The sequence below is a fragment of the Halopseudomonas nanhaiensis genome (assembly GCF_020025155.1).
GTDB classification, from domain to species: Bacteria; Pseudomonadota; Gammaproteobacteria; order Pseudomonadales; family Pseudomonadaceae; genus Halopseudomonas; species Halopseudomonas nanhaiensis.
On record NZ_CP073751.1, the window covers coordinates 418,349 to 431,010 of the forward strand.

Sequence of the window (12,662 nt, forward strand, 5' to 3'; positions counted from 1 at the left end):
TAAGCTGCGGATTATACCCTGAACAGGGTCTCTCACGCCAGTTGGCGCAAGCTCACCGGTCGGCGTTTGATGCCGTCCTGGTGGCAAATAAGGTCTGCAGCTGCTGTTTTTCCTCGGTGGTGAGCGGCACGCTGGCCGATTTGTCGAGGAGTCTCTGAATGTGGCGGTCGGTTTGTTCCGCCTTCAATCTATTTATAGTGTCAAAGAACTGTTGTTCAAGGTTGGCGCTGGGAATATTCAGCAGCCACTCCTTTTCGGCCAGGCGGGATAGCTGCTCGCCCAGCGCTGTCCCATGCCAGCGTGCCAGTAACTGTATAGTCGACAGCGCCGGGTTTTTCTGAAGGGCGTCGATCAGAGCAATCAGCACCTTGGCCTCGTCGCGATCTTCGTCGGCGAATTGCTCCGCTCCGCTGACCAGTCCGGCCAGATGCGGGTGGTGAAGCAGGGTCCTGGCTGCGCCAAGCAGCGGATCCTCGACGTTGCCGCGCTCGGCCGCAGGCCGGCGCGGTGTCGCACGTGTCCAGCGTTCGCGCCTGGCGGCTGCCGGCTCGTACCGCGGTGCTTCTTCCTCCTGCTCCTCGGTGGAATAGTAGTGATCGTGCTCTGTCGGAGGCGGCGGGCTTGGCGGCATCTCGTCCAGGCGCATGCCCGTGCGATGCTCCAGGGCCTGGCGCAGCAAGCGTCGCAGCATGCTTCCCGGCACCTGTTCGATGAGCGGCAGCGCCAGCGTCGCCAAGTGCGCCTTGCCTTCCAGGCTCTCGATGTTTGCCTCTTCCTCGAGGTGTCGAAACAGGTAATCGGTCAAGGCAACCGACCGCTGCGCCAGGCGAGCACGAAACGCGTCCTGCCCTTCGCTGCGAACCAGCGTATCAGGGTCCTGACCCTCGGGCAGAAACAGAAAACGCACGTGCCGACCGTCCTCCATGGCTGGAAGGCACGCCTGCAGGGCTCGCCATGCAGCCTGTCGGCCCGCGTTGTCGCCATCGAAGCAGAACACTACGTTATGCACCACTCGAAACAGCCGGCTCAGGTGGTCTTCGCTGGTGGCCGTCCCCAGCGTGGCGACAGCATTGGTGATGCCGTTCTGGGCCAGTGCGATGACGTCCATGTAGCCCTCGACAACCAGTATGTCCTCCAGATGTCGATTGCTGCGCCGCGCTTCGTAGAGACCGTACAGCTCCCGTCCCTTGTGGAAGACAGGTGTCTCCGGCGAGTTCAGGTATTTTGGCTTCTCATCACCGAGGACGCGTCCGCCGAAGCCGATGACGCGGCCTCGGGCATCGCGGATCGGGAACATGATGCGGTCGCGAAAACGGTCGTAGCGCTTGCCTGTTTCGGGGTTTTCCACCACCAGCCCGGCATCGATCAGCGCTTTCTGTTCCGTGGTGTCGCGTGCCAGGTGTGCCATCAGGTTGTCCCAGCCCGGTGGAGCAAAGCCTACGTCATACAGCTTGGCGATCTGGCCGGTGAGCCCGCGCTGCTTCAGATACCCTACCGCCCGCTGGCGCTGCCCGTGCTGCCTCAGCTGCTGGCGATAGTAGGCAGCGGCCTGTTCCAGCAGCGCGTAGAGTGGGCTGTCCTGGCGTGGGGCGGACGGCCCCTTGCGATCGCTGCGCTCTTCGCGCGGTACATCCACGCCCTGATTGCGCGCGAGCTCTTCGACTGCCTGGGGGAAATCCAGTCGCTCGAAGTCCATTATGAAGCTGATCGCGTTGCCGCCAGCGCCGCAGCCGAAGCAGTAATAGAACTGCTTGTCCGGACTGACGCTGAAAGAGGGCGATTTCTCGTTATGGAACGGGCACAGCGCGGAAAAGTTCTTGCCGGTCTTCTTCAGCTTCAGCCTTGAGCCAACGACCTCGACGATATCCGAGCGGCCCAGCAGATCGTCGATAAAGCCCTGTGGAATCAGCCCAGCCATGCCTGTTGCCCTGAAAAAGCTAAAGAGACGCCGGTCCGCTGGCGTCGAGCGATTGGATCGGACACTATCTCACGGCAACGCAAAAAACCAGCCGTATCCTTGTGCAGGATGGCCGGAGAAGTGCGTTCAGCAAAATTGACTGCGTCGTATCGGGGGGTGGTCCACCCACGCCGATTCAGCGGGCCTGTTTCAGGCCCGGCAGACAGCTGTAACTCAGTACAGACGCTCGCGGCGGCGGTTTTCGCGCTGCAGCTTCTTGGCGTGACGCTTGACGGCAGCAGCTGCCTTGCGCTTGCGCTCGGTAGTCGGCTTTTCGTAAAACTCGCGGCGGCGGACTTCAGCGAGTACACCGGCTTTCTCGCAGGAGCGCTTGAAGCGGCGCAGTGCGACGTCGAAGGGTTCGTTCTCTTTTACTTTGACGGCAGGCATTTCGTACCTTTCTCAAATCTGTGAGTCATGTGGCTACCGGCTTGGCCAGTAGCAAGTGCATTTCAGGGGAGCGGATGTTACCGCCTAAATTCGAGAAATGCAAAGTCTTCATGGTTAAAAACTAGCCGCATGCGGCCGGTCTGATTATCATGCGCGCCATGTTACCTGAAGATGACGGCTGGGCAGGCGGACGATGCGCATTCTTGGAATAGAAACATCCTGCGATGAGACCGGTGTGGCGCTGTATGACAGCGAGCGAGGCTTGCTGGCGGACGCGTTGTTCAGCCAGATCGATCTGCACCGGATATACGGTGGCGTGGTACCCGAGCTGGCGTCGCGGGATCACGTGAAGCGCCTGGTTCCGCTGATGCGCGAAGTGTTCGCGCGGGCTGGCGTGGCCGAAGGCGATGTCGACGGCGTTGCCTACACGGCCGGTCCCGGGCTGGTTGGCGCACTGCTGGTCGGTGGTGCGTGCGCGAAGGCACTTGCGTTTGGCTGGGGCGTGCCGGCTCTTGGCGTGCACCACATGGAAGGACACCTGCTTGCGCCAATGCTTGAGGAACGGCCTCCGGCGTTTCCGTTCGTCGCTCTGTTGGTCTCCGGTGGCCATACGCAGCTGGTACGCGTGGACGGTATCGGTCGTTATCAGCTGCTGGGTGAATCCCTCGATGATGCGGCCGGCGAAGCCTTCGACAAGACCGCCAAGCTGATGGGGTTACCTTACCCGGGTGGGCCGGAAATCGCCCGGCTGGCGCAATCCGGCGCGCAGGGTCGCTTTGTCTTTCCACGGCCGATGACCGACCGCCCGGGCCTGGACTTCAGCTTCAGCGGTTTGAAGACATCGGTACTCAACGCGTGGCAGCAGGCGGGGGGACCGGACATGGACCAGCAGACACGGTGCGATATTGCACTGGGCTTCGAGCACGCGGTGGTGGAAACGCTGACCATCAAGTGTCGCCGCGCGCTTAAGGCTACCGGGCTCCAACGTCTGGTCATCGCCGGGGGGGTCAGTGCCAATAGCCGTCTGCGCGCGTCGCTGGAACGAATGGCGATCGGCCTGAAGGGCGAGCTTTTCTATGCCCGGCCAGCGTTCTGTACCGACAACGGGGCGATGATCGCCTACGCCGGATGCCAGCGCCTGCTGGCGGGCCAGCGCGACGAGGCCGGCATCGAGGCCCGGGCGCGCTGGCCCATGGAGCAGCTACCGCCGATCACACCGGCAGCCGGCTAGCGTCGGAAGTCGTTTTCCGTGCCGCTCAGCAGACGGCCTATATTCAACCGGTGGCGCAGCAGGATCAGTACGACCATGAGCATGACTGGCAACAGCAACTCGGGCTGCTGCCACGCGAACCAGGGCAGCAGTCCGGCGCAGGCCGCGAGCGACGCCAGCGAGGCGATGCGCCTGAACCAGAACGAGGCCAGCCAGAGCACGGCGGCGATAAGCGTTGCCGGCCAGGACAGCATCATCAGTGCGCCCCCGGCAGTGGCGACACCCTTGCCGCCACGAAACTGATGGAAAACCGGCAGAATATGGCCGACGATGGCGGCCAGGGCGACCCAGGCCTGCTGTGAGGGTGGGATGTCCAGGTGCGCCGCCAACCATACGGCGAAAGCGCCCTTGCCCCAGTCGCCGATGAGTGTCGCAAGGGCCAGCGGCCGATGGCCGAGACGGAGCATGTTGCTGGCACCCGGATTGCGCGAGCCCGCCTGGCGCGGATCCGGAAGCCGTCCCAGCCTGCTTAGCAGCACGGCGAACGACACCGAACCAAGCAGGTAGGCAGCGCAGATCATGAGGATGAGGTCGGCAGACATCGGCTCGGGTCATGGCGAAAACCAGATTGTAGACGAACAGCGGGGCGCGAGTGGATCAGGTATTCATCAACGGGTTGGCGGTCGAGTCGGTCATTGGCGTGTACGACTGGGAGCGGGTTGCACCGCAGCGGTTGATCGTCGATCTGGAAATGGGCTGGGACATGCGCCGCGCCGCTGCCGACGACGATCTGTCGGCAACGCTGGACTATGCCGCCATCAGTCAGCGGATCACCGCGTTCGCCCATGACAGCGGGTTCGCTCTGGTGGAAACCTTTGCCGACCGGCTGGCTGCGCTGATCATGGCCGAGTTCGAGGTGCCGTGGCTGCGGCTGCGCCTGACCAAGCCGGGCGCCGTTCCGGCGGCTCTGGGCGGCGTTGGCGTGCTGATCGAGCGTGGTCGCAAGCAGCCGTGACCGTCATCTATCTCGGACTCGGGACCAACGTCGAGCGCGAGCATTATCTGTCTCGCGGCCTGGACGCGCTCGAGCAACTGCTTGGCCAGCTCGAGTGCTCGCCGGTGTTCGAAAGCGATGCGGTCGGGATGCTTGGCCAGCGCTTTTTCAACATGGTGGTCGGCGCGCAGACGCATCTGACCCTTGCCGATCTGAGCGCTGCTCTGAAGGCCATCGAAGCAGCCTGCGGCCGTCGCGAAGGCCGCGTGGCCGGGCGCATCACGCTGGACATCGATGTGCTGGTCTACGGCGAGTTGAGCGGGACGCATGAGGGCATCGCGCTGCCGCGCGCTGAGGTCCGGCGAAATGCGTTCGTGCTCTGGCCGTTGGCTCTCCTGGCGCCCACGCTGACCCTGCCGTCGGACTCGGTTGACGTTTCGTGCCTGTGGAACAGCTGGGAGGGCCAGCAGTCATTGTGGCCGGTTGCATTTGCCTGGCGGGGTAAGCCGCTTACCGATCCCGCACTGATTGAAACGTTTCGTCCCAGACTTAGAACGGTTCGCTAGAGTCTGCTATTGGCTGAAGTGCTGCTGGTGAGCCTTCAGCGCCTGGAGTCTCTGGTTCTGCAAGGCCTCGCCGAGTTCTGCGCCGTTCAATCCCTGTTTTAACAACGCGTCCACCCCCACGCCTCTGGCCGTCTCGACGGCCTGTCGCAGGTAGTGCGTCCCGGCCTGCCCGTCGCTGCGCTGGATGGCCTGGCAGCTGCCCAGAAACTGCTCGAACCGTTCAGGGCGCCGGTAAATATCGAAGGCCTTGAACAGCTCGAGCAGCTCGAGCGCGGGCAGGTTCTGCGCCTCGATGCAACACGGTTGGAAGCGGGCGGTCAGCAGCGCCAGGTCCTGACAGTCGCGTGGCACCTTGAAGCGTCGATTTGCCGCTGCAACGCGTGTCACATCTTCCCGCTGGCAGCGGTCGCCGTCGGAACAGCCTGCCAGATTCTCCAGCAGACAGGCCCAACGTGCCGGTAGCGGGAGGTCAAGCTCGGCTGCCTTTTTCAGCGTTGCCAGAAGGTCTTCCTCCGGCCGATCACGCTGCAGTTCTGGAAACACCTGCGGGAGACTGCCGCAATTGCCCAGCGTCTCGAAGAACGCGTCCGGCCGGGCTTCCATCAAAGCTCGGCTGATCTCCTTCCAGCTGCGCTCCGGTGTCAGTGCCTGCAGTTCACCCGACTCGGCAATGCCGCGCATCATCTGCAGTGTTTCATCGGCGACACGAAAGCCCAGGTCGGCGTAGCGGGCAGCGAACCGCGCCACGCGCAGCACGCGCAGGGGGTCCTCACCGAAGGCGGGGGAGACATGTCGCAGCAGCCGGCGCTGCAGGTCTGGCTGCCCACCGTAAGGATCTATGATGCTGCCGTCGTCGGCCAAGGCCATGGCGTTGATTGTCAGGTCTCGGCGGATAAGATCCTGTTCCAGGGTCACGTCCGGGCTGGTGTGGAAAACGAAGCCGCCGTAGCCGCGGCCGCTCTTGCGCTCGGTGCGAGCGAGGGCGTACTCCTCGCCGGTCGCGGGGTCGATGAACACCGGGAAACCCTGGCCGACCGGTCGGTATCCGGCTGCGGTCATGTCTTCAGGCGTGGCGCCGACCACCACCCAGTCGCGCTCCGTCACCGGCCGCCCGAGCAGCTGGTCGCGCACCGCTCCGCCCACGAGATAGCGTTTGAAGGATTCAGTCATGGCGCGACTTTAAGTGATTTGCCGCGGCCGGACCAGCGTCCGCGCTGGTTCGGCCGCGGGACTGATCAGATCGGCGGGATGTTGAGGTCGAAGCGGGGCAGGCGTCCCTCTTCGCGCGTGGGGCGGGGTGGTATATGCACTTCGTCTACGACCCGTTCACCCTCGACGCTTTCCAGATGAATATCGAAGCCCCACAGGCGGTGCAGGTGTTTCATCATTTCCGCCGTCGATTCCCCCAGCGGCTTGCCTTCATGCCGTTGATGGCGAAGCGTCAGCGAGCGATCGCCGCGGCGGTCGACCTCCCACACCTGGATGTTAGGTTCCCGGTTGCCCAGATTGTATTGCGCTGCCAGATGCTGACGTACGGCGCGGTAGCCTTCGTCATCATGAATCGCGGCGATCTCCAGATGGTCCCGGCGATCGTCGTCCACGACAGCAAACAGCTTGAGGTCCCGAATGACCTTCGGCGAGAGAAACTGCAGGATGAAGCTTTCATCCTTGAAGGTGCGCATGGCGAACTTGATGGTTTCCAGCCAGTCGCTGCCGGCGATGTCCGGGAACCAGCGGCGATCTTCCTCGGTGGGCTGTTCACAGATCCTGCGAATGTCCTGCATCATCGCGAAGCCCAGCGCGTAGGGGTTGATCCCGCTGTACCACTTGCTGTCGAAGGGCGGCTGATAGATCACGCTGGTATGGGATTGCAGAAACTCCATCATGAAGCCATCGGTCACCTTGCCCTCATCGTACAGGTGGTTGAGCAGGGTGTAGTGCCAGAACGTCGCCCAGCCCTCGTTCATCACCTGAGTCTGACGCTGCGGATAGAAATACTGGGCAATCTTGCGCACGATGCGCACGACTTCTCGCTGCCAGGATTCCAGCAGCGGGGCGTTCTTCTCGATGAAGTACAGCAGGTTCTCCTGGGGCTCGGCCGGGTAGCGTGCCTCTTCATGGTGTTTGCTCTCATGCGAATGCATGACAGGAATCGTCCGCCACAGATCGTTGACCTGCCGCTGCATGTGTTCCTCGCGCTCGCGCTGCCGGCGGCGCTCCTCTGCGGCAGAGATGGGGTAGGGGCGCTTGTATCGATCCACCCCGTAGTTCATCAGCGCATGGCAGGAATCGAGCAGATCCTCGACGGCGTCGATGCCATGGCGCTCCTCGCATTGCATGATGTACTGCTTGGCAAACACCAGGTAGTCGATGATGGCGCTGGCGTCGGTCCAGGTACGAAACAGGTAGTTGCCCTTGAAGAAGGAGTTATGGCCATAGCAGGCATGGGCAATCACCAACGCCTGCATGGTCATGGTGTTCTCTTCCATGAGGTAGGCAATGCAGGGATCGGAATTGATGACGATCTCGTAGGCCAGCCCCATCTGTCCGCGCTTGTAATTCTTTTCGGTATGCAGGAAGTGCTTGCCGTACGACCAGTGGTGATACCCCAGCGGCATGCCTACCGAGGCGTAGGCGTCCATCATCTGCTCGGCGGTGATCACTTCTATCTGGTTGGGATAGGTGTCCAGGCCGTAGACGTCACGCGCAATGCGTCCGATCTCGCGGTCATACTCGCGTATCAGATCGAAAGTCCACTCCGAGCCAGTCGATATGGGTTGGCGTGTCATGTGGCCATCCTCTTCTGGAACAGCTTGCGAAACACCGGGTAGATGTCACCGGCGTCGACGATCTGTTGCTGGGCAAAACTTTCCGGGTAGTGCTCGGCGACCTGTTCGTACTCGTACCAGAGCGCCTGATGCTCGCGCGGGGTGATCTCCACATAACAGTAGTACTGCATGGCCGGCATCAGCTGGCGTATCAGCAACTCGCGACAGATCGGTGAGTCATCGTTCCAGTTGTCCCCGTCCGATGCCTGCGCGCAGTAGATATTCCATTCGTTGGGCGAATACCGTGCCTCGACAATTTCCTGCGTGAGACGCAGGGCGCTGGATACGATGGTTCCACCGGTTTCGCGCGAGTAGAAGAACTCCTCCTCATCCACTTCCTTGGCGCTGGTGTGGTGGCGGATGAATACGACCTCGATGCGCTCGTAGTTCCGCCGCAGGAACATGTACAGCAGGATGTAGAAACGCTTGGCCAGATCCTTGGTGGCCTGGGTCATCGATCCGGATACATCCATGAGACAGAACATCACCGCCTTGGAGCTGGGGTTGGGCTGCTTGGTGATCAGGTTGTAGCGCAGATCAAAGGTATCCAGAAACGGGATGCGATCGATGCGGCGCCGAAGCTGCTCGATCTCTTCTTCGAGGGTACGGATGTCGGTCAGGTTGTCAGGCTGGTTCTGGCGCAACAGCTCCAGCTCCTGAATGGCCGCGCGCAGACGCGAGCGGCTGCCGCCGGTCAGCGCGATGCGCCGGGCGTGCGCCGAACGCATCGAGCGCACGATATTGATTCGCGACGGATTGCCCTGTGCGCTGATACCCGCACGAACCGGTTTGAAGGTGTCGGTACCGGTGATATGGCGCTTGACCAGATTGGGCAGGGCCAGGTCCTCGAACATGAAGTCGAGAAACTCTTCCTGGGTTATCTGGAATACGAACTCGTCGATGCCTTCGCCGCTGTCGCTCGCTTGCTGACCGCCCTGGCCACCGCCCCCGCCCTGCGGGCGTTCGATCTGATCGCCGGTGGTGAATTCACGATTGCCCGGATGCACGCGGGTCTGCCGGCCGCCCTGACCATGGTGGAAAATCGGTTCATCGATATCCCGGCCGGGGATGCTGATCTGCTCGCCGTGCTCTATATCGGTAATCGAGCGACGTCCAACCGCCTCCTCGACCGCCTTCTTGATATGCGCCTTGTAACGCCGGAGGAATCGCTGCCGATTCACCGTGCTCTTGTTCTTGCCATTGAGGCGACGATCAATCACGTAACTCATAAACACAAGCCCTCCGGGCTGGGCTGAAGGCTGGGGGCTGGAGCTGAACGACACAGGTCCGTTCCGCATGCCAGCCTTCCAGCTTCCAGCCTTAAGCGGCTTTTGGTCTTACTGCGCCTTGCGTACGCGCAGATACCATTCCGAAAGCAGGCGGACCTGTTTTTCGGTATAGCCGCGCTCGACCATCCGGGTGACGAAGTCGCCGTGTTTCTTTTGATCCTCCTTCGAGGCCTTGGCGTTGAAACTGATGACCGGGAGCAGATCCTCGGTATTGGAGAACATCTTCTTCTCGATCACCACGCGCAGCTTCTCGTAGGAAAGCCAGCTCGGGTTCTTGCCGTTGTTCTGCGCACGGGCGCGGAGCACGAAGTTGACGATCTCGTTGCGGAAGTCCTTGGGGTTGCTGATGCCGGCTGGTTTTTCGATCTTCTCCAGTTCCTCGTTGAGCGCTGCGCGATTGAGAATCTCGCCGGTATCCGGGTCGCGGTACTCCTGATCCTGGATCCAGAAGTCTGCGTACATCACGTAGCGATCGAAGATGTTCTGCCCGTACTCGCTGTAGGACTCCAGGTACGCGGTCTGAATCTCCTTGCCGATGAAGTCGACATAGCGCGGCGCGAGATATTCCTTCAGATAACGCAGATAGCGCTCGCTCACCTCATTGGGGAACTGCTCCTGTTCGATCTGCTGCTCGAGTACGTAGAGCAGGTGCACCGGGTTGGCGGCGACTTCGCTGTGGTCGTAGTTGAACACCTTCGACAGGATCTTGAAGGCAAAGCGGGTCGACAGGCCATTCATGCCCTCGTCGACCCCAGCCGAATCCCGGTATTCCTGAATTGACTTGGCCTTGGGGTCGGTGTCCTTGAGGTTCTCGCCGTCGTAGATGCGCATCTTCGAGTAGACATTGGAGTTCTCCGGCTCCTTCAGGCGCGACAGGACGGTGAACTGGGCGAGCATTTTCAGCGTGTCCGGCGCGCAGTGAGCGTGCGCCAGGGAGCTGTTGGTGAGCAGCTTCTGATAGATCTGGATCTCGTCGCTCACGCGCAGGCAGTACGGCACCTTGACGATGTAGATACGGTCGATGAAGGCTTCGTTGTTCTTGTTGTTGCGGAAGGTGTGCCACTCCGACTCGTTGGAGTGAGCCAGCAATACGCCGTTGAACGGGATCGCGCCCATGCCCTCGGTGCTGTTGTAATTGCCCTCCTGGGTAGCTGTCAGCAGCGGATGCAGCACCTTGATCGGCGCCTTGAACATCTCGACGAATTCCATCAGGCCCTGGTTGGCGCGGCACAGCGCACCGGAATAACTGTAGGCATCCGGATCGTTCTGCGGAAAGTCTTCGAGCTTGCGGATATCCACCTTGCCGACCAGGGCGGAGATATCCTGGTTGTTCTCATCACCAGGCTCGGTCTTGGCGATCGCGATCTGCTGGAGGATGGACGGGTAGAGCTTGACCACCCGGAACTTGCTGATGTCGCCGTTGAACTCGTGCAGCCGCTTGACCGCCCAGGGCGACATGATGCTGTTCACGTAGCGCCGCGGAATGCCGTAGTCCTCCTCCAGAATGGCGCCATCTTCGGTGGCGTTGAACAGCCCAAGCGGAGACTCGAAGACCGGGGAGTCCTTGATCGCATAAAAGGGGATCTGCTGCATGAGCGCCTTGAGCTTCTCGGCCAGCGACGACTTGCCGCCACCGACCGGTCCGAGCAGATAGAGAATCTGTTTCTTTTCCTCCAGGCCCTGCGCAGCATGGCGGAAATACGACACGATGTGCTCTATCGCATCCTCCATGCCATGGAAGTCGGCAAAGGCCGGGTAGCGTTTGATGACCTTGTTGGAAAAAATGCGCGAGAGCCGAGGGTCGAGCGAGGTGTCGATAACCTCTGGTTCGCCGATCGCCATCAGCAGGCGCTCTGCGGCAGAGGCGTATGTCGTTGGGTCGGATTTGCAGAGCTCCAGATACTCCTGCAGGGAATATTCTTCCTGCCGGGTAGTCTCGAAGCGGTTCTGGAAATGGCTGAATATGCTCATGGCACGACCTCGCTGTTGCCTGGATGAGGTCCGTGGCTCCCGGGCAGAGGCCCGCCTGACGCTGTACAGGGCGACGGCATATGGTGATGCGTGAATCCCCCAATACCACCTCGAAACGGGCACATCGGGGAGACTGTCGGAGTGACCGGGTCAGCGAGCTGGCCCCGTGTCCGGCAAGCCTCCTTTTTATCGGAAGCCGGCAGACCGGCCTTCACTTAATGATTTAGCCTTGAGTCCAGAATAGTCCTTTTGATCGCGGCTGACAGCGGTCTGAGGAAAAAAGTTTTGCGCGGGTTGTGACGGGGGATGTCAGGAGTCGTTACGCGAGATTTGCGTAGGATAAGCCTGTCGCCAGAGCTCGAAGCCGCCATCCAGGCTGTACACTTCAGCAAAGCCAAGGCTGGCCAGATACGCAGCGGCAGGCTGACTGGAGTTGCCGTGATAACAGCACACCACCAGCGGCGTCTGACGTTCGGCGCTGGCGACGAAGCCGGGCAGGCTGTCGTTATCCAGCCTCCGGGCTGTCACGATGTGGCCCGCGTCGAAACTCTGCGGATCGCGGATGTCCACCACCGTGGCGCCTCGCTGCATAAGGGCGGCAGCAGTGTCGGGGTCGATGCGTTTGAAGTCACTCATGATTGTCTCCGCAGCTGCAGGTGTGGCGTTCACCGGTCTCCAGGTTCATCAATGTCAGGCTGTTGCCCCAGACGCAGCCGCTGTCCAGAGCATGTACGCCCGAGACCCCGGACACGCCGCCGAGCGCCGCCCAATGACCGAAGACCAGCTGGGTCTGCGGGTCCTTGCGCGGATGGCTGAACCAGGGGGCAAAGCCTTTTGGTGCCGAATCGACGGACTCCTTGGACTTCAGGTCGAGCGTGCCGTCAGCCTTGCAGAAGCGCATTCGGGTCAGGTAGTTGGTGATGGTTCGCAACCTGTCCATACCCGTCAGCGACGGCTTCCAGCGCGCCGGCTCATTCCCGTACATCTGGTCGAGAAACTCCCCGCGACGGGCCTCGTCGCGCAGGACCGCTTCGACTTCTGCCGCACGCTTGAGTGTCTGCTTGACGGACCAGACCGGCGGCACGCCGGCATGGGTCATCAGGCAGTCGAGGCGCGAATCGTAATGCGCCAGCGGCAGCTGGAACAGACTCGCCAGCAACCCTTCCCGGTCCGGCGCCTTCAGGATCGGCAGCAACGTATCGGATTTTCGCAGTACGGCAGCGTCCCGCGACGCAGCGAGCAGGTGCAGGTCGTGATTGCCGAGCAGCGCTATACAGGCATTGTCGAGCCCCTTGATGAAGCGCAGCGTCTCCAGCGAGTCCGGCCCGCGATTGATCAGATCACCGACCGACCACAGCACGTCGCGCGACGGATTGAAATCCACGTCGCTGAGCAGGCATTTGAGTGGCTTCAGGCAACCATGCAGGTCGCCAACGGCATAGGTGGTCATGCTAAGG

The 12,662-nt window shown here is 61.5% G+C and carries 12 protein-coding genes; 3 read left to right on the plus strand and 9 right to left on the minus strand.

All coding sequences use genetic code 11. From position 1 onward, the window contains the following. Positions 1-52: 52 nt before the first annotated feature. The gene (dnaG, locus tag KEM63_RS01870; protein ID WP_223654463.1) at positions 53-1,918 is read right to left on the minus strand and encodes a DNA primase; all 1,866 of its coding nucleotides are present in this window, start codon (positions 1,916-1,918) and stop codon (positions 53-55) included. A gap of 213 nt (positions 1,919-2,131) precedes the next feature. Then, the gene (gene rpsU, locus KEM63_RS01875) at positions 2,132-2,347 is read right to left on the minus strand and encodes a 30S ribosomal protein S21 (RefSeq protein WP_036989131.1); all 216 of its coding nucleotides are present in this window, start codon (positions 2,345-2,347) and stop codon (positions 2,132-2,134) included. Between the two features lie 193 nt (positions 2,348-2,540). Between rpsU and tsaD the strand changes: the two genes are divergently transcribed. Beyond that, on the plus strand, positions 2,541-3,578 hold the full coding sequence (gene tsaD / locus KEM63_RS01880; RefSeq protein WP_223654465.1) for a tRNA (adenosine(37)-N6)-threonylcarbamoyltransferase complex transferase subunit TsaD: 1,038 nt from the start codon (positions 2,541-2,543) through the stop codon (positions 3,576-3,578). Here tsaD and plsY read toward each other — a convergent pair. Then, positions 3,575-4,159: a glycerol-3-phosphate 1-O-acyltransferase PlsY gene (gene plsY, locus KEM63_RS01885; protein WP_423747822.1), complete on the minus strand. Its 585-nt coding sequence runs from the start codon at positions 4,157-4,159 to the stop codon at positions 3,575-3,577. The genes tsaD and plsY overlap by 4 nt on opposite strands. A gap of 50 nt (positions 4,160-4,209) precedes the next feature. Here plsY and folB point away from each other — a divergent pair, with 50 nt between their 5' ends. Both folB and folK read left to right on the plus strand, forming a co-directional pair. Further along, positions 4,210-4,572, plus strand: a complete 363-nt coding sequence (gene folB, locus KEM63_RS01890) for a dihydroneopterin aldolase (protein ID WP_223654466.1) — start codon at positions 4,210-4,212, stop codon at positions 4,570-4,572. Continuing rightward, positions 4,569-5,117 (plus strand): 2-amino-4-hydroxy-6-hydroxymethyldihydropteridine diphosphokinase, encoded by a 549-nt coding sequence (gene folK / locus KEM63_RS01895; protein ID WP_223654468.1) that lies wholly within the window; start codon positions 4,569-4,571, stop codon positions 5,115-5,117. The genes folB and folK overlap by 4 nt, the downstream gene beginning before the upstream one ends. Before the next feature lie 6 nt (positions 5,118-5,123). Here the strand turns inward: folK and KEM63_RS01900 are convergent, their stop codons facing one another. The 6 genes from KEM63_RS01900 to KEM63_RS01925 form a co-directional block, all read right to left on the minus strand. Beyond that, positions 5,124-6,287, minus strand: a complete 1,164-nt coding sequence (locus tag KEM63_RS01900; RefSeq protein ID WP_223654470.1) for a multifunctional CCA addition/repair protein — start codon at positions 6,285-6,287, stop codon at positions 5,124-5,126. Positions 6,288-6,352: 65 nt separating this feature from the next. Next, positions 6,353-7,906 carry a SpoVR family protein gene (locus tag KEM63_RS01905; protein ID WP_223654472.1) on the minus strand — a complete coding sequence of 518 codons (1,554 nt, stop codon included), beginning with the start codon at positions 7,904-7,906 and terminating at the stop codon, positions 6,353-6,355. Then, entirely contained in the window at positions 7,903-9,174 is a 1,272-nt protein-coding gene (locus tag KEM63_RS01910) for a YeaH/YhbH family protein (RefSeq protein WP_223654474.1), read from the minus strand. The genes KEM63_RS01905 and KEM63_RS01910 overlap by 4 nt, the downstream gene beginning before the upstream one ends. Before the next feature lie 108 nt (positions 9,175-9,282). Beyond that, a complete protein-coding gene (locus tag KEM63_RS01915; RefSeq protein WP_223654482.1) occupies positions 9,283-11,205 on the minus strand; it encodes a PrkA family serine protein kinase in 1,923 nt (640 codons plus the stop codon). Between the two features lie 309 nt (positions 11,206-11,514). Next, positions 11,515-11,841, minus strand: a complete 327-nt coding sequence (glpE, locus tag KEM63_RS01920; protein ID WP_223654491.1) for a thiosulfate sulfurtransferase GlpE — start codon at positions 11,839-11,841, stop codon at positions 11,515-11,517. After that, the gene (locus KEM63_RS01925; RefSeq protein WP_223654492.1) at positions 11,834-12,655 is read right to left on the minus strand and encodes a symmetrical bis(5'-nucleosyl)-tetraphosphatase; all 822 of its coding nucleotides are present in this window, start codon (positions 12,653-12,655) and stop codon (positions 11,834-11,836) included. Before KEM63_RS01925 ends, glpE begins: the two co-directional genes overlap by 8 nt. Between the last annotated feature and the right edge of the window lie 7 nt (positions 12,656-12,662).

What these genes read in the sequence shown, in the direction of transcription:
- dnaG (WP_223654463.1), bottom strand. Translation starts at nt 1,918, where the DNA reads ATGGCTGGGCTGATTCCACAGGGCTTTATCGACGATCTGCTGGGCCGC.
- rpsU (WP_036989131.1), bottom strand. Translation starts at nt 2,347, where the DNA reads ATGCCTGCCGTCAAAGTAAAAGAGAACGAACCCTTCGACGTCGCACTG.
- tsaD (WP_223654465.1), top strand. Translation starts at nt 2,541, where the DNA reads ATGCGCATTCTTGGAATAGAAACATCCTGCGATGAGACCGGTGTGGCG.
- plsY (WP_423747822.1), bottom strand. Translation starts at nt 4,159, where the DNA reads ATGTCTGCCGACCTCATCCTCATGATCTGCGCTGCCTACCTGCTTGGT.
- KEM63_RS01900 (WP_223654470.1), bottom strand. Translation starts at nt 6,287, where the DNA reads ATGACTGAATCCTTCAAACGCTATCTCGTGGGCGGAGCGGTGCGCGAC.
- KEM63_RS01905 (WP_223654472.1), bottom strand. Translation starts at nt 7,906, where the DNA reads ATGACACGCCAACCCATATCGACTGGCTCGGAGTGGACTTTCGATCTG.
- KEM63_RS01910 (WP_223654474.1), bottom strand. Translation starts at nt 9,174, where the DNA reads ATGAGTTACGTGATTGATCGTCGCCTCAATGGCAAGAACAAGAGCACG.
- KEM63_RS01915 (WP_223654482.1), bottom strand. Translation starts at nt 11,205, where the DNA reads ATGAGCATATTCAGCCATTTCCAGAACCGCTTCGAGACTACCCGGCAG.
- glpE (WP_223654491.1), bottom strand. Translation starts at nt 11,841, where the DNA reads ATGAGTGACTTCAAACGCATCGACCCCGACACTGCTGCCGCCCTTATG.
- KEM63_RS01925 (WP_223654492.1), bottom strand. Translation starts at nt 12,655, where the DNA reads ATGACCACCTATGCCGTTGGCGACCTGCATGGTTGCCTGAAGCCACTC.